The organism is Actinomadura sp. SCN-SB (genome assembly GCF_043906805.1).
Lineage (GTDB): Bacteria > Actinomycetota > Actinomycetes > Streptosporangiales > Streptosporangiaceae > Spirillospora.
In genome coordinates this window covers 187662-206101 of the sequence record NZ_JBIMPP010000002.1, presented here as the reverse complement: position 1 = coordinate 206101, position 18440 = coordinate 187662, and the positions used below count along the sequence as shown (strand labels likewise).

Below are 18440 nucleotides of genomic sequence, written 5' to 3'. Positions count from 1 at the left end.
GTAAGCAGACGTTCGTCATCGGTCAAGGCAAGGAAGTCTTGACAGCAGGCTGATCGATACATCAGATTTATGGGATCCCGAGAGGAGCGATGTGTTCGGTACGCGACCGTTCGAGGAGCCGCGCGAGCGCGGCGACCTGCGCGAGCTGGTCGAGTCGCTGCTCGCCAGGGAACTCCCGCCGGACCGCGCGCTCGCCCTGGACCGCGACGGCCTCTTCGCCTCCGGCGCCTGGTCGGCGCTCGGGAAGGCCGGGCTGCTCGGCCTCGGCGGCGACGAGCCGGAGGGCGGTACGGGCGGCACCGTGGGGGACGCGGTCGCCGTCGTGGAGGAGATCGCCCGCGTCCTTCCCAGCCTCGCCGTCGACTACGTCACCTGCGGCATGGCGATGCGGATGCTCGGGGACGCCAAGGGCTCGGCCGCCGACGCCTGGCTGCCGGAGATCGCGGCCGGGACGATGCTGTGCTCGTTCGGGATGAGCGAGCCCGACGTGGGCACCGACCTGCTCAACCTGCGCACGTCCGCCCGGGTCGAGGACGGCCGCTGGGTGCTGCGGGGACAGAAGCTCTGGATCTCCCTCGCGCAGGAGGCCGAGGTCGCCTTCGTGCTGTGCCGCACCGACCCTCCGCCGGAAGGCCGGCGCGCCCGGGGCCTCAGCGTGATCGCCGTCCCGCTCGGCCAGCCGGGCGTCACGGTCCGCCGCGTCCACCTCGCCGGGATGCGCGCCGCGGGCACCTGCGAGATCTTCTTCGACGACGCGACCGCCCCGCTGGAGAACCTCGTCGGCGAGCGCGGCCGCGGCATGGCGCTCCTCGGCAGGACACTGGACGTGGAGCGCGTCCTGGCGGCGGGGCTCAGCCTCGGCATCGGGCGCGCCGCGCTCGACCTGCACCTGACCCACCTGCGGGAACGCACGGCATTCGGCGGCGCGATCGGGCGTTTCCAGGCCCTGCAGCACGCCGCCGCGGACTCGCTCGCCGAGCTGTCGGCGTCCCGCGCGCTGGTGAACACCGCCGTCCGCTCCCTCGAGGACGGCGTGCCCTCGACCGCGCTGACCGCGATGGCCAAGCTCACCGCCGCCGAGTCGACCGCCCGCATCGTCGACCGCGGCATGCGCGCGATGGCGGCGCACGGCCTGGCGGAGGAGTCGGCGATGCAGATGTACTTCCGCGACGCCCGCCTCCAGCTGTTCAGCCCCGTCAGCAACGACATGATCCGCAACATCCTCGGCGAGTCGCTCGGCCTGCCGAGAAGCTACTGACTTCGGGAGGTCCCGGTGGACATCGCGCGTGAGAACACCGCGCTGCTGGTCATCGACATGCAGAACGGCTTCTTCGACGCCAAGGGCTCGATGGCCGCGGTGGGCATGCCGTACGAGGAGCTGCGGCCGGCGATCGCGGGGTGCCGCACGCTGGTCGGCGCCGCCCGCGCGGCCGGGGTCCCGGTCATCTACACCCGGTACGTCTACCACTCCGACTACGCGGACGGCGGCCTGCTGCCCACCTACTTCGTCCCGTCCATGAAGGAGGTCGGCTCGCTCGCGGAGGGAAGCTGGGACGCGGACATCATCGACGAGCTGGCCCCGGCCGAGGGCGAGATCGTGATCGACAAGTCGCGGCCCAGCTCGTTCTACGGCACCCGCCTGGAGCCGGTGCTCACCGGCCTGGGCGTCCGCTCGCTGGTCATCGCGGGCGTGACCACGAACATCTGCGTCGAGTCGACGGCGCGGGACGCGGGCCAGCGCGACTACCGGGTGCACGTGATCAGCGACGCGACGGCCGAGTTCGAGAAGTCGCGGCACGACCACGCGCTCAACACGATCGGCTTCGCCTTCGGCTGGGTCAACACGGTCGACGACGTCGTCCGCGCCTGGTCCTGAACCGCGCGTGGGCCCCCGGCGCGTCCGCGCCGCACGCCCGGGGGCTCACTTCCCGTACGTGTCGCGGAGCACCCGCTTGAGGATCTTGCCGTTGGAGTTCCTGGGCAGCGCGTCCACGACCTTCCAGACCTTCGGGGTCTTGTAGCCGGCGAGGCGGGCGCGGACGCTCGCCTCCAGCTCGCCGAGGTCGACGGTCCGGCCCTCCCGCGGCACGATGAACGCGCCGACGGCCTCGCCCCACTTCTCGTCGGGCAGGCCGACGACGGCGACCTCGGAGACGCCGTCGCAGCCCAGGAGGACGTCCTCGACCTCACGCGGGTAGACGTTCGCCGCCCCGGAGATGATCAGGTCCTTCTTCCGGTCGACGATGGTGATGAAGCCCTCCTCGTCCCGGACGGCGACGTCACCGGAGGTCAGGAAGCCGTCCGGCCTGATCGCCCGCGCGGTCGCCTCGGGGTCGTCCAGGTAGCCGGCCATGGTGTACGGGGAGCGGCCGAACAGCTCGCCCGGCTCGCCGGGCGGCACCTCCCGGCCCTCGTCGTCCAGCAGCCGCACCTCGGTCATGAACCAGGGGTGCCCGACCGAGCCGGCCTTGCGGAGCGCGTCGGCGGGACGCAGGTTCGTCACGACCCCGGCCTCGGTGGAGCCGTACAGCTCGTGCACGCCGACGTGCGGGAACGTCTCCATGACCCATTCCTTCAGCGGCACCGGCAGCGCGGCGGCGTTGAAGTAGAACGTCTCCAGGCTGGACAGGTCGTACTTGCGCGGCGACTGCTCCATGACCTGCCGCATCGTCTGCGCGTGCGTGGGCACCAGGAAGACCGTCTGCAGCCGGTCGCGTTCGATCATGTGCAGCAGCCGCTCGGGGTCCCAGCGGTGCAGCATGGAGGTCTGGCCGCCCATGAACGGGCCGGCGTAGGCGAAGGCGAACCCGGCGCCGAGGGCCATCGGCGCGACCGCCGCGGTGCGCTTGCCGGGGCCGAGCCCGAAGTCGACCGCGCAGCCGAACATGGTGAGCACCCGGGAGCGGTGGGTGAGCAGCGCGCCCTTCGGCTGCCCGGTCGTCCCGGACGTGTACTGGACGCAGAACGGGGACGTCTCGTCGACCTCGACGCGCGGGTCGGTCGCCCGCGACCCGGCGAGCGCCTTGTCGTAGGGACGTCCCCAGTCCTGGGATCCGAGGGAGAGGGCGAGCGGCAGGTCCTCGGCCAGCTCGGGGACGTTGGCCTCGAACGCCGCGTCGGCGATCAGCCCGCGCGCCCCGGACCGGGTGATGAGCGACGCGTGCTCGGCGGCGGTGCCGCGCGGGTTGAGCGGCACCATCGCGACCCCCGCCTTGGCGGCCCCCGCGGCGACCTCCATGTATTCGAGCTGGTTCCCGAGCAGGACGGCGACGCGGGAGCCCGCGGTGAGCCCCGCGTCCATCAGGAGGCCGGCGACGCGGTTGGAACGGTCGTCCAGCTCGGCGAAGGTCAGCCGCCGGTCCTCGTCGATCACCGCGGTGGCGTGCGGCGTGCTGATCGCGAACTCGCGGATCCCGCTGGCGATGTTCATCTGTGCCATGGCTGCCCGCCTCTCCCAGAAGGACCGACCTCTGCTGTCAGATCTTTCACCGATTATCGTGTCCCACCCTGATGATCGGGCGATTGCCGCTGGTTTCAGAAACGTTACCGATACATCAGATCTATCGGCCGAGCGGCCGGACGGTGGCGGTCACCGCACCACGGTCTCGCCGCGCAGCAGGGACTTGGCCACGACCGTCCGCAGGACGTCGTTGGTGCCCTCGCCGATGCTCATGAGGATCGCGTCCCGGTAGAGCCGCTCGATCTCGTACTCGGTGGAGTAGCCGTAGCCGCCGTGGATCTTCATGGCGTCGATCGCGGCCTGGAGCGCGACCTCCGAGCAGAAGATCTTCGCCATCCCGGTCTGGCCGTCGGCACGGCCGCGCTTGACCGCGTCCGCCGCGAAGTACGCCATCAGCCGCGCCGCCTGCAACTGGGTCGCGACGGTCGCCAGTTGCAGCTGCACGGCCTGGAAGTCGCCGATGGCCTGGCCGAACGCCTTGCGCTGCTTGGCGTAGGCGAGCGCCTCGTCGTGGGCGCGCTGGGCGATGCCGACCGACCGCGCCGCGATGTTGACCCGGCCCCATTCCAGCGCGGACAGCGCGTGCTGCATGCCCTTGCCCTCGACGCCGCCGAGCAGGTTCTCCTTCGGCACCCGGACGCCGTTCAGCACGATCTCGCAGGACTCGGTGCCCTTGTAGCCGAGCTTCGGGATGTCCTTGGTGATCTCGTAGCCCTCGGAGCCGGCGTCCACCAGCAGGATCGACATGCCCTTGTGCGCGGGCGACGCGGTCGGGTCGGTCTTGACCAGCACGGGCAGCGGGTCCGCGTGCCTGGCGTTGGTGATCCACATCTTCGTCCCGTGGACGATGTAGTGGTCGCCCTCCAGCCGGGCCGTGGTGCGGATGCCCTGCAGGTCGGTGCCCGCGTCCGGCTCGGTGAGGCCGATGCCGGTGCGGCGCTCGCCGGTGGCCAGCGCGGGCAGGTACCGCCGCTTCTGCTCCTCGGTGCCGCGCATCGCGATCATGCGGCAGGCTAGGGAGTGGCTGCCGAGGATCCCGGCGATGCCCATCCAGCCGCGCGCGATCTCCTCGAAGACCAGCGCGAACGACACCGGGTCCAGGTCGAGGCCGCCGTACTCCTCCGGGATCGTCATCCCGAACAGCCCCAGGTCCCGCATCCCGGCGACGATCTCGGTGGGGTAGCGGCCGGAGTGCTCCCAGTCGCGCGCCACCGGGATGATCTCGCGGTCCACGAAGGCGCGCAGGACGTCGCGGAACTCGCGCTGGTCCTCATTGAGCCGAAAATCCACTTAGCTGCCTTTCTCGGTGTCATGGGACGACGGCGCGTCCGGGACGAACACGGGGAGCGCGCGCCCGTCGCCGAGGTCGGCCCAGGCGACCCGGACCCGGTCGCCGACGCGCCAGCGGTCCGGTTCCCGCCCCCGCAGGCGGGTGAGCAGGACGACCCCCTCGATCAGCCGGACGCGGGCGATGACGTACGGGACGGTGAGGTCCGGGCGCGGCGCGCGGTGCACGACCGTGAACGAGTCCACGGTGCCCAGGCCCTCGGATCCGACCCAGCCCAGGTCGCCGCGCCCGCAGCGGACGCAGAGCGCGCGCGGCGGATGCTGCGTGCCCGGCGAGCACCGCGTGCAGGTCTGGAGTATCAGCCGGTGCTCCCTGGTGGCCTCCCACCAGGGGGCCGTGACCTCGTCGGGCGCGGGGACCTCGGGCGGGAATCCGTCGGTCATCCGTCCACCCCCAGCACCACCGTGGCGTGCGTCGACAAGATCCCGCCGGTGCCGTGGGCGACCGCGAGCCGCGCGTCCGGCACCTGCCGGTCCCCTGCCTCGCCGCGGAGCTGCCGCACCGCCTCGACCAGCAGCAGGACGCCGAACTGGCCGGGATGGCAGTACGACAGCCCGCCGCCCGACGTGTTGAGCGGCAGGTCGCCGCCGGGCCTGATCCGGCCGCCGGCGACCAGGTCGAGCGCCTCGCCGCGCCCGCAGAACCCGAGCCCCTCCAGCGACAGCGCGACCGTGATCGTGAACGAGTCGTACACCTGCACGACGTCGATGTCGGCCGGGGTGACACCGGCGCGGGCGAACGCGTCCGCGCCGGACCCCTCCGCGCCGGTGACGGTCAGGTCGGGCACGGCGGTCATCGAGGTGTTGGTCGTCCGCTCGCCGTAGCCGAGCACCTCGACCGGGCGGTGCCGCAGGTCCCTGGCGCGTTCGGAGGAGGTCAGCACGACCGCGCCGCCGCCGTCGGTGACCAGGCAGCAGTCCAGCGTGGTGAGCGGGGTGGAGACCATCGGGGCGCCGACCACGTCCGCCGCCGTGAGCGGGCCCTTGCCGTAGCGGAACGCGGCGGGGTTCAGCAGCGCCCATTCGCGCGCCGCCACCGCGATCTCGGCGAGCTGCTCGCGGGTCTTGCCGTAGTCGTGCAGGTAGCGCTGCGCGGCCATGGCGTAGTACGACACCGGGTACAGCGGCGCGTACGGGGTCTCGAACTGGGCCTCGGGCGTGTGGGCCTCGACCACGCCGCCGAGGGAGCGCGACCGTGCCGACCGCTGGTCGGACGCGAAGCTGATCACGACCGTCTCCGCCTGCCCCGCCCGGATGGCCTGGGCGGCGCGGGCCACGAACATCTCGAACGCCGAGCCGCCCGCGTACGTGGAGTCCGTCCAGCGCGGTTCGAGCCCGAAGTAGTCCGCGAGCTGGGTCGCGGAGAACCGCGACACCCCGGTCGTGGCGATGCCGTCGACGTCGCGCAGGCTCAGGCCCGCGTCGTCCAGCGCCCGCGAGACCGCCTGCGCCTGGAGGCCGAGGATGGACCGTCCGGTCACGCCCAGGTCGGACTCGGCGGCGCCGACGATCGCGACGCCCGTGCTCACCGGGCGCCCTCCCCCGCGGCGCCCGGCCCGTCGGCGGTGCCGAGCAGGACGCGGGCGTGCGCGGGCGCCACCGCCACGCGGTCCACCTCGCCGTCGTCGCCCACCACGACCACCCGCAGGTCCAGCTCCAGGAAGCCGTCGCCGGCCTCGGTGACCGTCCCCTCGCAGCGGACCGTCTCGTCGGCGAACACCAGCGCCTTGAAGCTGAAGTCCAGCGTGCGGACGAAGCAGCGCGGGCCGAGCCAGTCCTGGATCTGCTCGACCAGCAGCGCGCCGAACACCTGCCCGTCCACGACCGGGCCGGGCAGTTTGGACGCCTTCACGAACTCGGGGTCGTAGTGCAGCCGGTACCAGTCCCAGGTGGCGCCGGCGTAGGCGATCATGTCGGGCAGCCCGATGCGGCGCTCCAGCGGCGGCACCTCCTGCCCGGCCTTCGGCTCGGCCTTGAGCCCGGTCATGAGCGTGCCTCCAGCGCGACGAAGATGATGGTCTCCTCGTTCTCGGTGAGCGTGTCGCCGTCCTGCTGGGTGTAGGTGGCCCGCGAGGTGACGATCAGCATCTCCTGGCCGGCCCGGTTCCGCTTCTCGGCCACGTCGGTGATCTCCCAGGTGGCGGTGATGACGTCGGTCGGGCGGACGCGGCGGTGGAACACGTAGCGGTTGCCGCCGCGTATCCTCCGCGTGCCGGGGATCTCGATGCCCCAGTTGTGGCCCGCGTCGCCGTCCGGGCCGACCGGCAGGTTCGTGTACTGGTTGGTCTCGCAGATGAGGGTGGGCGGTGCGGTCACATCGTCCAGTCCCTGCGCCCGCGCGTACTCCGGGTCGGAGTAGAGCGGGTTGGTGTCGCCGACCGCCAGGCCGAAGTACCGTCCGGCGGCGGCGCCCAGCGGCTCGGGCGCGGTGTAGACCTTCGTGCGGCCGACCAGCGCCCGGATCTCGTCGGTGAGCAGCGTCATGAGCCATCCTTCGTGGTCGGCGCGCCCTCCGGGTACAGCGCGGTCGGGAAGACCTCGAGAAGGAACTCGGGACGCAGCAGCGCCTTGCACATCGCCCCGGTGGACGCGGGCCAGGGCGGCGACAGCAGCCGTTCGCGGACGGGCGCGACCGCGCGGTAGTCGCGCAGCGCGGACTCCACGCAGAACTCGATGGTCGTCAGCAGGTCGGCCGGGCCGAGACCCGCGTACTCCAGGAGATGCAGGATGGTGCCGTAGGTCACCTCGGCCTGCGCGCCGATGTCCCCGGGGTGCAGCGCCTCCTGCGTCTCCAGGTCGAGCGCGGCGAACCCCGACATGAACAACGTGCGGCCCGCCCGGACACCCGGCGCGTAGGTCAGCGTGTCGTACCGCGACCAGCCGGGGTTGACCAGTTCCAGCGGGTGCCGCGACGCGGTGATGTCGATCGCGACGAGGGCCTCGGGGTGGTGCAGGCGGCTCATCAGGATGCCGCCCGCGCCCGGGTACACGCCCGCGCCGCCGAGCCGCTCCTTCCGGACGCGATGGGACGTGCGGTACACGTCCCGGGTGGCGGGGGTCGAGTAGTCGTAGGTCGTCACCACGTTGTCGAGCGACAGGCCCGCGCCGCGCAGCAGCGCGTCCGCCCGGTCGAGGCAGTAGGCGTACTGCCCGGCGAAGTCGCCGGGGCTCACGATGTCGCCCGACTCGTCCACCGGCACCATGGTCGGCAGGTGCACCGTGCCGTCGTACCCCTCGCGCACCGCGGACGGCACCCAGGTCCCGGCCTCGCGCCGCTCGCTCGCCGCGAGCAGCTCGGCGCCGCCGCCCTTGACGGCGTGCAGCTCGACCTCCAGCAGCGCGGCCGAGCGGACGAGGCGCTCCACGACCACCGTGGTCACCGTGGGCCGGTGGGCGCCGAAGACCTCCTCGCGGGCCGCGGCGGCGGCCTCGTAGTCGGCGAGACCGGCGATCGTGACGTTCTCCGTGACGTGGACGACGTCGTCCGGCCCGTACCCGGCGGCCTCGATGATCGTCAGGACCTTGCGGTAGGCGATCCGCGCCTGCTCGGCCATCGTCCCCGAGACGGTCATCTTCCCGATCGACGGGTCGTGCGCGGCCGAGGTGTGCCCGGACGACCACGCGCCGCCCTCCTCCGAGAGGCCGAGGCAGAACGTGAAGCCCTCGTAGGGGAACCACGGGAACTCGGCGGGCTTGATCGCTTGCAGTGCCATTCAGTTCTCCTGCTCGCTGTGAGTGGGCCGGGCGAGCCTCGCGGCGGCCCGCACGACGACGGCGGCGTCCGGCTGCTCGCCGAGGGTGTCCAGGAGGTGGGCGAACTCCTCGGCCTCGGCCGGGGGGACGCCCGCGTTGCCCGCGAACTTGGCCAGCAGCGCGGCGCGGCCGAGCGGCCGGTCGCCGCCGCCCTCGCTGCGCGGCACCGACCCGGTCACCTCCCGGCCGTCGGTCAGCGTGATCGTGACGCGGCCCGGGGCGTCGGCGGCCACGACTCCGGGTTCGGTGGCGACCTCCCAGCGGACGCGGGCCGCCAGTCGCGAGACCTCGGGCCGGGCGATCGAGTCCGGCTCGAAGGTCCGCACGCTCAGGTTCCCGTCCGCGATCAGCGCGGCGACCGTCCAGGGCAGCGAGAACTTCGCCGCGTACGGGCCGGCCGGACGGGTCAGGTCGCGGCCGGGGTCGCAGACGACCGGCGCCGAGTCGGGATGGACCACCGCGTGCACGCCCGCGACCTCGTCAGGGCCGAACGGCTCGCGCGCCATCGCGTCCCTGACCGCGTCGATGGTGGCGTGCGAGAGCTGGCACGCCGCGTACGGCTTGATCCCGATGCGGGTGGTCTCCCAGCGCTCCCCCAGCCCGTCCAGGATGGACGCGGGGTCGGCCGGATGCGCGGAGAGGGCGTCGAACACGCCGCGCGGGCCGTCGAAGACCGTCTCGGGCCCGGTCGCGCCCGCCGCCGCCAGCCGCGCGGCGACGATCCCCGACTGCGAGGCGAACCCCGGGTGGAGCTGCTTGGTGGACGCCCCGGTGCCCAGGAAGGCCAGCAGGCCGCCCGCCTGGCTGCCCGCGATGCCCAGCGCGCCGGCGGTGGTCTCCGCGTCCAGCCCGAGGAGCCGCGCGCCGATCAGCGCGGAGGAGAAGACCCCGGCGACCATGGTCGCGTGCAGGCCGCGCTCGTGGAAGCCGTGCGGCGCCGCGGCGGCGACCCGGCAGGCCGTCTCGTAGCCGGCGACCGCGGCGGCGAGCACGTCCCGTCCGGACGCGCCCACCTGCTGGCCGACGGCGAACGCGGCGGGCAGCACCACCGCCGTCGCGTGCACCAGCCCGCCCGCGTGCGTGTCGTCGAAGTCGAGCGCGTGCACGAGCGTGCCGTTGGCGAGGGCGGCGGCGGGCGCCGACACCAGGTCGTCCGTGCCGAGCACCGCCGCCTCGGGCGGCCCGCCGAGCCCGCGCGCCACCTCGATGGCGGGCGCCGCCGCGCCGGTACGGGCGGCGGCCAGCGCCGTGCCGAACCCGTCCAGCAGGTGCCGCGCGGCGGCCTCGGCGACCGGCGCGGGCACCTCGTCCAGGCCGAGGGCCCAGCTCGCCAGTTCGCGCGCGATCATCGCGACGCCGCCTCCGTCTCGGCGGGCTCGGTGGCCGGGTCGGAGGTGTCGCCGAACGCGCCCTCGGCCCGCAGCCGCTCCACCGTGGCGTCGTCGTAGCCGACGATCTCCCGGATCACCAGGTCGAAGTCCTCGTTGCGCCGCGGCGCCCTGCGGTACTCGACCGGCTCGTCGCCCACCCGGACCGGCGAGGCGATCTGCTCGACCGTCCCGAACCGCGGGTGCTCGGTCGTCACCCGCAGCCCGCGCGCCTCGGTGTGCTCCTCCCGCAGGGCCTGCGCGACGTCGTTGATGGGCCCGCAGGGGATGGACGCCGCGTACAGGTCCTCAAGCCACTCGGCCACGGTGCGCTGCTTGAAGATTTCCTCCAGGAGGGGGAGCAGCGTGTCCTTCTCGCGCTGGCGGTCGGCGAACGTGCCGAACCCCGCCTCGGGCTCGGCCCATTCGGGATGCCCGACGACGGCGGCCAGCCGCCGCCAGAACTTCTCCTTCGCGCAGCCGACGATGAACCAGCCGTCGCTCGCCTCGAACGCCTGGAACGGCACCAGCGACGGATGCGCCGAGTGGCGGGTGCGCGCCGGCTCGTACCCGGCGTTCAGGTGCCAGGTCGCCGGGTAGGTCAGCAGCCCGATGGCCGTGTCGTACAGGCTCACGTCGCAGTCCATGCCGACGCCGTCGCGGCGCGCCGCGTGCAGGCCCGCGAGCAGCGAGATCGCCGCGACGAACCCGCCCGAGTAGTCGACGAGCGACAGCCCCGACTTGGTGGGCGGGCCGTCCGGCTCGCCGGTCAGGTCCATCCACCCGGCCAGCCCTTGCAGGACGTAGTCGTAGCCCGGCTCCTTGCTCCGCGGCCCGGTCATGCCGAACCCGGTGAGCGAGCAGCAGACGATGGCGGGGTTGAGGTGCTTCAGGTCGTCGTAGGTGATGCCGATCTTCTTCGGGACGTCGCCGCGCAGGTTGGAGTAGACCGCGTCGGACACCTTCACCAGGTCCTCGAAGACCCGGCGGCCGGCGTCGGTCGACAGGTCCAGCGACAGGCTGCGCTTGTTGCGGTTGAAGGTCTCGAAGAACAGCGAGTCCTCGCCCTCGCCGTACGGGGGGACGTAGCGTCCCACGTCGCCGCCCGACCTGGGCTCCTCGATCTTGATCACCTCGGCGCCGAGGTCGGCGAGGTGCAGGCTGCCGAACGGGCCGGCGCCGTACTGCTCGACGGCGATGATCCGGATGTCTTCCAGCGGTTTCACGAAGCGCTCCCGGTGAGGTCTGGCAGCAGCGACAGGAGCTCGTCCTGCGCGGCGCGGGTCTCGGCGGCGCCGAGACCGTGGGTCGGAGGGCTGAGCTTGATCGAGTCGGCCAGGCCCTCGTAGGCGGCGATGCGCTCGGCGACCTCGTCGGGCCCGCCCGCGAACGTGAGCGCGTCGATCATCCTGGTGGAGACCGTCCCGGCGAGGTGCTCGGCACCGGTGCCCCCGCGGAACGCCTCGACGACGGCCTGCTGCTCCTCGGCCAGCCCGTGGAAGGCGAAGAAGTCGGCGTAGGTGCGGACGCTGGCGTAGAAGCCGACGAGCCCGGACGCGCGGCGCAGCGCGGTGGCACGGTCCATCGAGACCGAGCAGCACGCGGAGACGACGACCTCGACGTCCGCGCGCTTCTTGCCCTCGGCGCGGGCGATCCCGGTCTCCAGCTCCGGCAGGACGCGCTCGGTGAGGTAGCGCGGCGAGCACAGCTCGTGGCTGATCCAGCCGTCCCCGATCGTCCCGGCGAGACGGGTCATGGCCGGGCCCATCGCGGCGATGTGGACGGGGATGCGCGACCGCGGCACGGCGAAGGGCCGCTGGTAGCCGCGGATCCGCATCGGCTCCTCCTCGCCGGGCAGGTCGATCGGCTCCCCGGTCGTGCACGACTCCCAGAACCGGCGCAGGTTGCGCACGGTCTCCCGCAAGTGCCCGACGGGCTTGCCGAACGGGACGTTGTGCCAGTCCTCGTTGAGCCGCCGCACGCCCGTCCCGAGGCCGAGCACGAACCGCCCGCCCGACAGCTCGTCGAGGTCCAGCGCCTCCAGCGCCGTGATCATGGGGCTGCGGGTGAACGCGAGCGCGATGCCCGTCCCGATCCGCGCCCGGCGCGTCGCGGTCGCGACCGCCGCCGCGGTGACCGTGGCGCTGCGGTGCAGCTCGGGCACCCAGATCGCCTCGGCGCCCGCCGCCTCCGCGCGGCGGGCCGCGTCGGCCAGTTCCTCCAGCGTCTCGCCCCAGGGGGCGAAGCCGATCCTCATGCCCGCTCGTCCGCGGTGTCGAGCGTCAGCGGCCGCTTCGGCTCGGGGAACTGGTTCTCCAGTTGCTCGGCCCCGCGCTTGTAGACGAGGAAGGTGCGGCGGAAGGTGCACACCTCCTCGCCGTCCTGGTTGAGGGTCCGGGTGCGGATGGTGACGATGCCCGCGTGCGGGCGGCTCGCCGACTCGCGCTTCTCCAGCACGATCGACTCGCTGTACAGCGTGTCCCCGGCGAACACGGGATGGGACATCCTGATGTCCTCCCAGCCGAGGTTGGCGAACGCGTTCTGGGTGGTGTCGATGACGCTCTGCCCGACCGCGATCGCCACGGTCAGCGTGGACACCACCAGGGGCCTGCCGAACTCCGACTTCGCCGCGTACTCCCGGTTGAAATGCGCCTGGTTGGTGTTCATCGTCAGGAGCGTGAACCAGGTGTTGTCGCTCTCGGTGACCGTACGCCCGAGAGGGTGCCGGTAGACATCGCCCACCTGGAAGTCCTCGTAGAACCGTCCCCTCCACCCGTCCCTGAGCGTCATGGCCGTCCTCTCAAAGTACGCGGATCGTTAAAGTCAGACGTATCGATTCTAGGGTAGCGAGAGTGCCGGTGTCCAAGCTCGGTGACCTCGTGAGCGGTCGGTGAGGCCGGGCGACGGCGATCGGCTGCACCACGGCCTTGGGCGGCCGAGTTCCCTAAAACATCAGATATATAGGTCGGATGTGGCGCGCGCCGACGCGGCCATGTCGTGGTGGATCGGCGCCGCCATGGGCGGCGCCGAGTGTGAGAGCGTCGCGCGCCCGCGTGACGGTGATGGAACGGTGGCCCGCCGGGCGGGGAGAACTCCCGGGGCGCCGTCGGCCGGCGCCCCGGGGCGAGCGCGTCAGGCTTCGCGGTAGGCGCCGCGGATGTGCCGCAGATGGTCGCGCATGGCCGCGCTCGCCGCCTCGCCGTCGCCCGCCTCCAGCAGGGCGATGATCTGCTCGTGCTGCTCGTCGACCTGCGCCCAGAACTCGGCGGGCGAGCCGGTGTTCAGGAACCGGGTCCGCAGGACGTGGAAGACCGGCTGCGTCATCATCGTGAGCAGCCCGTTGCCGGTGGCCTCCATGATGATCCCGTGGAAGTGCCGGTGCTCCTGGAACTTCATGGTCCGGCCGCGGCTGCGCTTCTCGCGTTCCATGGCGGCGTGCAGCGCGTCGAGATGCCGCTGCTCGCGCCGCTCCGCGGCGATGGCCGTGGCGGGCACCTCCAGCAGCTCGCGGGCTTCGAGGATGGCGGGCAACGGGAGCGCCGCCGAGCCGGACATCAGCCCGATGCCGGCCTCCAGGAAGTCGCTGATCTGGTCGGGCTCGATGTGCGAGACGAACGTGCCGCCGGTGGTACCGCGCACCGTCTTGACCAGTCCCTGCGAGGCCAGCACGCGCAGAGCCTCGCGGACGGTGCTGCGGCTCACGCCGAAGTTGCCGCCGATCTCGCCCTCGGGCGGCAGCCGGTCGCCCGGCGCGAGCGATCCGTCCAGGATCAGCTCGCGGAGCTGGTCGGCGACCTGCTGGTATGCGGGACGGAGCCGGCTGACCGGGAGCGCGATGGGCGACCCCGTGGAGGATCCGGCGGTATCGTCTTTGGTCCTGGACACGTCGCTGCCCCCTGGTCTGGCCATCGTGTGGTGCCGATTTCTCGAGTCGGGAACTCCACGCCACCGGGACTCACAGCACTGACGAGCATACATCAGACACCATGCGATCCCGTCCCGGCGGCGGCTCCATCCCGCGGTGCGCCGAGGTAAATGTCGGACGTCGTGGAGTGGGTCACTCAGGTCGCATTTCGCGCGCTTGACACCTCAGATCGCAATACATCAGACTTTATCGCACCGATGCCGGTCATGGACCGCCGGAAGGCGACGGGGGCGGGAATGTTCGACGGAATCGACATCGTGGTCCTTCCTGTGGCCGGTACAGCGCCGCTGCGGGCGCTGTACGTGGACGTGATGGGCTTCGAGGTCGTCGAGGAGGGCCCTCTCCAGGACCCCGCGCTCTGGTCGCGCCTGTGGAGCCTGCCGCTCCCGCCCACCGAGTCGGTACTCATCGGCAAGCCCGGGAGCGAAGGCGGATGGATCCGGCTCGTCGGCGTGCCCGGCCTGCCGCATCCCGACCCGGCCGGAGTCCCCGACCGTCCCGGGGCCTACGCGCTCGACTTCTATCTGCGCGACCCCGGCGCCACCGAGGACGCGCTCGCGGAACGGGGTTGGACGTTCGTCGGCGACCCCGTCCACTACCTGCTGCCGGGCACCGAGCATCCGGTGAGGGAACGCATGCTCGACCAGACCCGCTCCGGGTTGCGCCACGCCTTCGTCCAGTACCGGGAAGGACGGACGCGATGCGTCCTCGGCGAGCGTCCCGACCTGGACGTCAGCGAGGTCAACGCCGTGGTGTTCGGCACCGGCGACCTCGCGGGCGCGCGGGCGTTCGTGGAGGACGTCCTGGGCGGCCACGTGTACTTCTCGGACCGCTTCGAGGGCCCCGCGATCGAGCGGTTGCTCGGCCTCGCCCCGGGTGAGGGCCTCGACGCCTTCATCGCCCGTGGCCCTGGCTCCCGCAACGCGCGCCTGGAGTTCATCCGGCACCTCGCGCCCGCCGCTCCCCGGCCGCCGCACGCCTACCCGAGGGTCGTCGCCGGGTGCGCGATGGACGACCTCGAAGCGCTCGCCGCACGCCTCGCCGACGGGCGGCACGGCCCGTCCACCGGCATCGTCGAGACCGCCGAAGGGCCCCAGCTCGGCCTGCGGTCCCGGTACGGCGCCTGCTTCCACTTCTGGCAGCGCTGAGGGCAAGCCGCGGACGCTCATGCGCCCAGGTACGCCGAGCGGACGAGGTCGTCGTTGGTGAGCTCCTCGATGCTCCCCTCGACCACGACCGCGCCCTGCCGCAGCAGGTAGCCGCGGTCCGCGAGCTCGAAGGCCAGCGGCGCGTTCTGCTCGATGAGCAGGATCGAGAGCCCGTCCTCGCGCAGCGCCGCCAGCGCGTCGAACACCTCACCGGTGATCTTGGGGGAGAGGCCCATGGACGGCTCGTCCAGGATGAGGATCTCCGGCTCGGCCATCAGCGCGCGACCCACCGCCACCATCTGCTGCTCGCCGCCCGACATCGTCGAGGTCCGCTGGTCGGCGCGCTCGCGCAGCACCGGGAACAGGTCCATGACCTTCTCCATCCGTTCCCGGACGACCGCCTTCGGCACGTTCCCGTGGTAGCAGCCCAGCTCCAGGTTCGTCCGGACGGTCTGCTCCACGAACAGGTGCCGTCCCTCCAGGACGCTGCCGACGCCCCGCGCGACGACCTCGTACGGGCGCTTGGGCAGCGGTTCCCCGCCGACCAGGACCGTCCCCTCGGCGGGGCGGTAGAGGCCGCCCGCGACGCGCGCCAGGGTGGTCTTGCCGGCGCCGTTCGGCCCGATGACGCAGACCGCCTCGCCCTTGCCGACGTGCAGGTCCACCCCTCGCAGCGCGCTGATCGCCCCGTACCGGTAGACGACGCCGCGCACGTCGAGCAGCGGCCGGTCCGGTCGCGTCATCGGTCCTCCTCGCCCGTGGGAACGGTGACGTCGACCTCCGACGCCCGGTGGTGCCTGCCGCCCAGGTACGCCTCCAGGACGGCAGGGTTCGCGGTGACCTGCGCCGGGGTGCCCCGCGCGATCACCTTGCCGAAGTCGAGCACCGTGCAGGTGTCGCACACCGCGTGCACGAGGTCCATGTGGTGCTCGACGAGGATCACGGTGACGCCCGAGCCGCGCATCTCCCGCAGCAGGTCCGCCAGATCGTGCCGCTCCTGAGGGCTGAGGCCCGCGGCGGGCTCGTCCAGCAGGACGACGGCGGGATCGGCCACCAGCACGCGGGCCAGCTCGACCCGCCGCTGGAGCCCGTACGACAGCGCCGTGGCGGGCTCGGCGGCGTGCCCGTCCAGCGACAGCCGGGCCAGCACCTCCTCGACCCGCTCCCTGGCCTGCGCCGCACTGATCTTCTTGTGGTCGGGGGTCGTCGTCGTGCGCGCCGCGACCATCAGGTTCTCCCGGACGCTCATGCTGGAGAACAGCCGGACGGTCTGGAAGGTCCGCACCAGCCGCGCCCGGGCCACCAGCCGGTGGCTCGGCCAGCGGGTCACGTCCTCGCCCCCGATGAGCACCGACCCGGCGGACGGGCGTTGCAGGCCGCTCAGGACGTTCAGCAGCGTCGTCTTCCCGGCTCCGTTCGGGCCGATGATGCCGTGGATCTCGCCCTTCGCCGCCGAGAAGCTCACCTCCGAGACGGCCGTCAGCCCGCCGAAACGGCATGTGATCCCGCGCGCCTCCGCGGCTCCGCTCGCGCTCACTTCGATCCCTCCCCGACCGCCGTGCCGGCCGCCGGTCCGGGCCGCGACCAGCGCGCCTTCAGGGACCGGCCCACCCTGGCCAGGCCGGCGAACCCGTCCGGCAGCAGGGCCATGAACGCGATGACGATGAGCCCGAGCACGGTGAGCGCCCACGAGCCCCGTCCGGGCACCACCGAGATCAGCCAGGTGACCAGCGCGGCGGCGAGCACCGCGCCGTAGATGCTGCCGAGACCGCCGAGGATCACCATGACGAACAGCTGGATCGACACCGCCGTCGAGAACAGCGACGGGTCGATGGCCGTCTGCAGGGGCGCGTTGACGCCGCCCGCCAGCGCGCCGATCGCGGAGGAGATCGCGAACACCTGCACCTTGCGCGCGGTGATGTTCACCCCGACCGACCGCGCGGCGACCTCGTCGTCCCGGATCGCCGCCAGCTCCCGTCCCATCCGGGCCGTCAGCAGCCACCGCGACCCGAGCAGCACCAGGATGAGCGTCACCGCCACGAGCAGGTACTGGTCGCGCGGGTCCAGCAGCCGGTACCCGAAGATCTCCGGGAACGGGATCGGGGCGTACCCGTTCACGCCGCCCAGCGGGCCCGGCAGCATCAGGAACGCGTGGATGCCGGTGCCGACCGCGAGGGTCGCCATCGCGAGGTAGTGGCCGCGCAGGCGGAGCGCGATGTAGCCGACGAGCACGCCGATGACCAGCGCCAGCGCGACGCCCGCCGCCAGCGCGGGCAGGAAGGCCACCTCCCGGTCGCGCATGAGGTACGCGGTCCCGTACGCGCCGATGGCCATGAACCCCGCCTGGCCGAGCGCGAGCTGCCCCGCGCCGCCGATGGTGAGCGTCAGGCCGACCGCGGCGATGGCCGCGACCCCGATGTTCACGCCGAGGGCCAGGTCGGTCGCGCCCGCGTTCGTGAACGCGAAGCCGATGAGGATCACCGCGGCCACCAGGGTCGGAGCCAGGTGCCGCCCGGCGCGCAGTGCGAAGGCTTTGTCAGGCAAGGCGCTGCCTCCTCAGGCCGAACAGCCCGTTCGGCATCACTAGCAGGATGATGATCAGCGCGATCAGCACGATCGGCTCGACGACGTTGTTCGACATCACCACGCCCAGCTCGCTCTCGATGACGCCGAGCAGCAGCGCCCCGGCGAGGACGCCGCGGGTGCTGCCCAGCCCGCCGAGCACCGCCCCCGTGAAGCCCTTCAGCGTGAGGGCCGTGCCCAGCGCCCCGCCGGCGAGGGTGATCGGCGCGACCAGCACCCCGGCCAGCGCCGCCAGCCCGAAGGCCAGCGCGAACGCGATCGCCCGCATCCGCGCGACGTTGACGCCGACCGCCGTGGCGGCGAGCGGGTCGGTGGCGGCGGCGACCATGCCGCGGCCGACCCGGGACCGTCCCAGCAGCAGGGCGAGCCCGATCCCGACGGCGAGGACCACCGCCCAGATCAGCAGGTCCTGGTAGCCGATCCGCACCTCGCCCAGCTCGATCCCGCCCGTGGCGACGGGCGGGAACGGCTTGCCGTCCGGGCCCCAGATCAGCTGGCCGCCGTTGGCGAACACCAGGGTGATCCCGACGGTCGCCGCGATCGCGGCGATGGGGCCGTTGCCCTGCGTCGGCAGGATCACGATCGCGTCGTAGGCGATGCCGAGCACGATGCCCGCGGCCAGCACGATCAGCGCGACCACCAGCACCGCGGACAGGCCCTGGTTCACCAGCGTGAGGCCGATCAGGCCGCCGATGACCACCTTGTCGCCCTGGGCGAAGTCGATGACCCCCGTCATCTTGAAGACGAGGTGGAAGCCGAGGGCGACCAGCGCGTAGATGGAGCCGAGCGTGAGACCGGAGACGAGAAGGTCGAGGATGCGCACGGGCGGGTTCCTTAGGGGCGGACGGCGGCCGGGC

At 72.5% G+C, this 18440-nt stretch carries 19 protein-coding genes; 3 read left to right on the top strand and 16 right to left on the bottom strand.

The window, feature by feature from the left end:
* Positions 1 to 91 precede the first annotated feature (91 nt).
* Together ACGWYJ_RS02290 and ACGWYJ_RS02285 are read left to right on the top strand one after the other, a co-directional pair.
* The gene (locus tag ACGWYJ_RS02290; RefSeq protein ID WP_395103801.1) at positions 92 to 1258 is read left to right on the top strand and encodes an acyl-CoA dehydrogenase family protein; all 1167 of its coding nucleotides are present in this window, start codon (positions 92 to 94) and stop codon (positions 1256 to 1258) included.
* A 15-nt stretch (positions 1259 to 1273) separates the two neighbouring features.
* Positions 1274 to 1876: a cysteine hydrolase family protein gene (locus ACGWYJ_RS02285; RefSeq protein ID WP_395103800.1), complete on the top strand. Its 603-nt coding sequence runs from the start codon at positions 1274 to 1276 to the stop codon at positions 1874 to 1876.
* Between the two features lie 45 nt (positions 1877 to 1921).
* Here the strand turns inward: ACGWYJ_RS02285 and ACGWYJ_RS02280 are convergent, their stop codons facing one another.
* From ACGWYJ_RS02280 to ACGWYJ_RS02225, 12 genes are all read right to left on the bottom strand, one after another.
* Complete coding sequence (locus ACGWYJ_RS02280) at positions 1922 to 3439, bottom strand: class I adenylate-forming enzyme family protein (protein WP_395103799.1); 1518 nt, start codon at positions 3437 to 3439, stop codon at positions 1922 to 1924.
* Between the two features lie 150 nt (positions 3440 to 3589).
* Positions 3590 to 4750, bottom strand: a complete 1161-nt coding sequence (locus ACGWYJ_RS02275; protein WP_395103798.1) for an acyl-CoA dehydrogenase family protein — start codon at positions 4748 to 4750, stop codon at positions 3590 to 3592.
* Complete coding sequence (locus ACGWYJ_RS02270; protein WP_395103797.1) at positions 4751 to 5191, bottom strand: Zn-ribbon domain-containing OB-fold protein; 441 nt, start codon at positions 5189 to 5191, stop codon at positions 4751 to 4753. It abuts the gene before it with no gap.
* Positions 5188 to 6336 carry an acetyl-CoA acetyltransferase gene (locus tag ACGWYJ_RS02265; RefSeq protein ID WP_395103796.1) on the bottom strand — a complete coding sequence of 383 codons (1149 nt, stop codon included), beginning with the start codon at positions 6334 to 6336 and terminating at the stop codon, positions 5188 to 5190. The genes ACGWYJ_RS02270 and ACGWYJ_RS02265 overlap by 4 nt, the downstream gene beginning before the upstream one ends.
* Positions 6333 to 6794, bottom strand: a complete 462-nt coding sequence (locus tag ACGWYJ_RS02260; RefSeq protein ID WP_395103795.1) for a MaoC family dehydratase — start codon at positions 6792 to 6794, stop codon at positions 6333 to 6335. The genes ACGWYJ_RS02265 and ACGWYJ_RS02260 overlap by 4 nt, the downstream gene beginning before the upstream one ends.
* A complete protein-coding gene (locus ACGWYJ_RS02255; RefSeq protein WP_395103794.1) occupies positions 6791 to 7291 on the bottom strand; it encodes a MaoC family dehydratase N-terminal domain-containing protein in 501 nt (166 codons plus the stop codon). Before ACGWYJ_RS02255 ends, ACGWYJ_RS02260 begins: the two co-directional genes overlap by 4 nt.
* Complete coding sequence (locus ACGWYJ_RS02250; protein ID WP_395103793.1) at positions 7288 to 8520, bottom strand: Rid family hydrolase; 1233 nt, start codon at positions 8518 to 8520, stop codon at positions 7288 to 7290. Before ACGWYJ_RS02250 ends, ACGWYJ_RS02255 begins: the two co-directional genes overlap by 4 nt.
* Positions 8521 to 9909, bottom strand: coding sequence for an MmgE/PrpD family protein (locus ACGWYJ_RS02245; protein WP_395103792.1), 1389 nt, complete (start codon positions 9907 to 9909; stop codon positions 8521 to 8523).
* On the bottom strand, positions 9906 to 11153 hold the full coding sequence (locus tag ACGWYJ_RS02240) for a CaiB/BaiF CoA transferase family protein (RefSeq protein WP_395103791.1): 1248 nt from the start codon (positions 11151 to 11153) through the stop codon (positions 9906 to 9908). The genes ACGWYJ_RS02245 and ACGWYJ_RS02240 overlap by 4 nt, the downstream gene beginning before the upstream one ends.
* Positions 11150 to 12184, bottom strand: coding sequence for an LLM class flavin-dependent oxidoreductase (locus ACGWYJ_RS02235; protein WP_395103790.1), 1035 nt, complete (start codon positions 12182 to 12184; stop codon positions 11150 to 11152). The genes ACGWYJ_RS02240 and ACGWYJ_RS02235 overlap by 4 nt, the downstream gene beginning before the upstream one ends.
* Complete coding sequence (locus ACGWYJ_RS02230) at positions 12181 to 12717, bottom strand: MaoC family dehydratase (RefSeq protein WP_395103789.1); 537 nt, start codon at positions 12715 to 12717, stop codon at positions 12181 to 12183. Before ACGWYJ_RS02230 ends, ACGWYJ_RS02235 begins: the two co-directional genes overlap by 4 nt.
* 342 nt (positions 12718 to 13059) lie before the next feature.
* Positions 13060 to 13812, bottom strand: a complete 753-nt coding sequence (locus ACGWYJ_RS02225) for a FadR/GntR family transcriptional regulator (RefSeq protein ID WP_395103788.1) — start codon at positions 13810 to 13812, stop codon at positions 13060 to 13062.
* Positions 13813 to 14088: 276 nt separating this feature from the next.
* Here ACGWYJ_RS02225 and ACGWYJ_RS02220 point away from each other — a divergent pair, with 276 nt between their 5' ends.
* Positions 14089 to 15000 carry a VOC family protein gene (locus ACGWYJ_RS02220; protein ID WP_395103787.1) on the top strand — a complete coding sequence of 304 codons (912 nt, stop codon included), beginning with the start codon at positions 14089 to 14091 and terminating at the stop codon, positions 14998 to 15000.
* A 17-nt stretch (positions 15001 to 15017) separates the two neighbouring features.
* On the opposite strand, the gene ACGWYJ_RS02215 is transcribed toward ACGWYJ_RS02220, so the two are convergent.
* The 4 genes from ACGWYJ_RS02215 to ACGWYJ_RS02200 are packed head-to-tail and all read right to left on the bottom strand — an operon-like array spanning position 15018 to position 18406.
* Positions 15018 to 15743 (bottom strand): ABC transporter ATP-binding protein, encoded by a 726-nt coding sequence (locus ACGWYJ_RS02215; protein WP_395103786.1) that lies wholly within the window; start codon positions 15741 to 15743, stop codon positions 15018 to 15020.
* Positions 15740 to 16537: an ABC transporter ATP-binding protein gene (locus tag ACGWYJ_RS02210; RefSeq protein ID WP_395103785.1), complete on the bottom strand. Its 798-nt coding sequence runs from the start codon at positions 16535 to 16537 to the stop codon at positions 15740 to 15742. Before ACGWYJ_RS02210 ends, ACGWYJ_RS02215 begins: the two co-directional genes overlap by 4 nt.
* Entirely contained in the window at positions 16534 to 17544 is a 1011-nt protein-coding gene (locus tag ACGWYJ_RS02205) for a branched-chain amino acid ABC transporter permease (RefSeq protein WP_395103783.1), read from the bottom strand. The genes ACGWYJ_RS02210 and ACGWYJ_RS02205 overlap by 4 nt, the downstream gene beginning before the upstream one ends.
* The gene (locus ACGWYJ_RS02200) at positions 17537 to 18406 is read right to left on the bottom strand and encodes a branched-chain amino acid ABC transporter permease (protein WP_395103782.1); all 870 of its coding nucleotides are present in this window, start codon (positions 18404 to 18406) and stop codon (positions 17537 to 17539) included. The genes ACGWYJ_RS02205 and ACGWYJ_RS02200 overlap by 8 nt, the downstream gene beginning before the upstream one ends.
* Positions 18407 to 18440: the final 34 nt, after the last annotated feature.

Excerpts from the sequence above, each read along its gene's own strand:
- ACGWYJ_RS02280 (WP_395103799.1), bottom strand. The coding sequence starts at position 3,439 with ATGGCACAGATGAACATCGCCAGCGGGATCCGCGAGTTCGCGATCAGC.
- ACGWYJ_RS02270 (WP_395103797.1), bottom strand. The coding sequence starts at position 5,191 with ATGACCGACGGATTCCCGCCCGAGGTCCCCGCGCCCGACGAGGTCACG.
- ACGWYJ_RS02260 (WP_395103795.1), bottom strand. The coding sequence starts at position 6,794 with ATGACCGGGCTCAAGGCCGAGCCGAAGGCCGGGCAGGAGGTGCCGCCG.
- ACGWYJ_RS02255 (WP_395103794.1), bottom strand. The coding sequence starts at position 7,291 with ATGACGCTGCTCACCGACGAGATCCGGGCGCTGGTCGGCCGCACGAAG.
- ACGWYJ_RS02250 (WP_395103793.1), bottom strand. The coding sequence starts at position 8,520 with ATGGCACTGCAAGCGATCAAGCCCGCCGAGTTCCCGTGGTTCCCCTAC.
- ACGWYJ_RS02245 (WP_395103792.1), bottom strand. The coding sequence starts at position 9,909 with ATGATCGCGCGCGAACTGGCGAGCTGGGCCCTCGGCCTGGACGAGGTG.
- ACGWYJ_RS02235 (WP_395103790.1), bottom strand. The coding sequence starts at position 12,184 with ATGAGGATCGGCTTCGCCCCCTGGGGCGAGACGCTGGAGGAACTGGCC.
- ACGWYJ_RS02230 (WP_395103789.1), bottom strand. The coding sequence starts at position 12,717 with ATGACGCTCAGGGACGGGTGGAGGGGACGGTTCTACGAGGACTTCCAG.
- ACGWYJ_RS02220 (WP_395103787.1), top strand. The coding sequence starts at position 14,089 with ATGTTCGACGGAATCGACATCGTGGTCCTTCCTGTGGCCGGTACAGCG.
- ACGWYJ_RS02215 (WP_395103786.1), bottom strand. The coding sequence starts at position 15,743 with ATGACGCGACCGGACCGGCCGCTGCTCGACGTGCGCGGCGTCGTCTAC.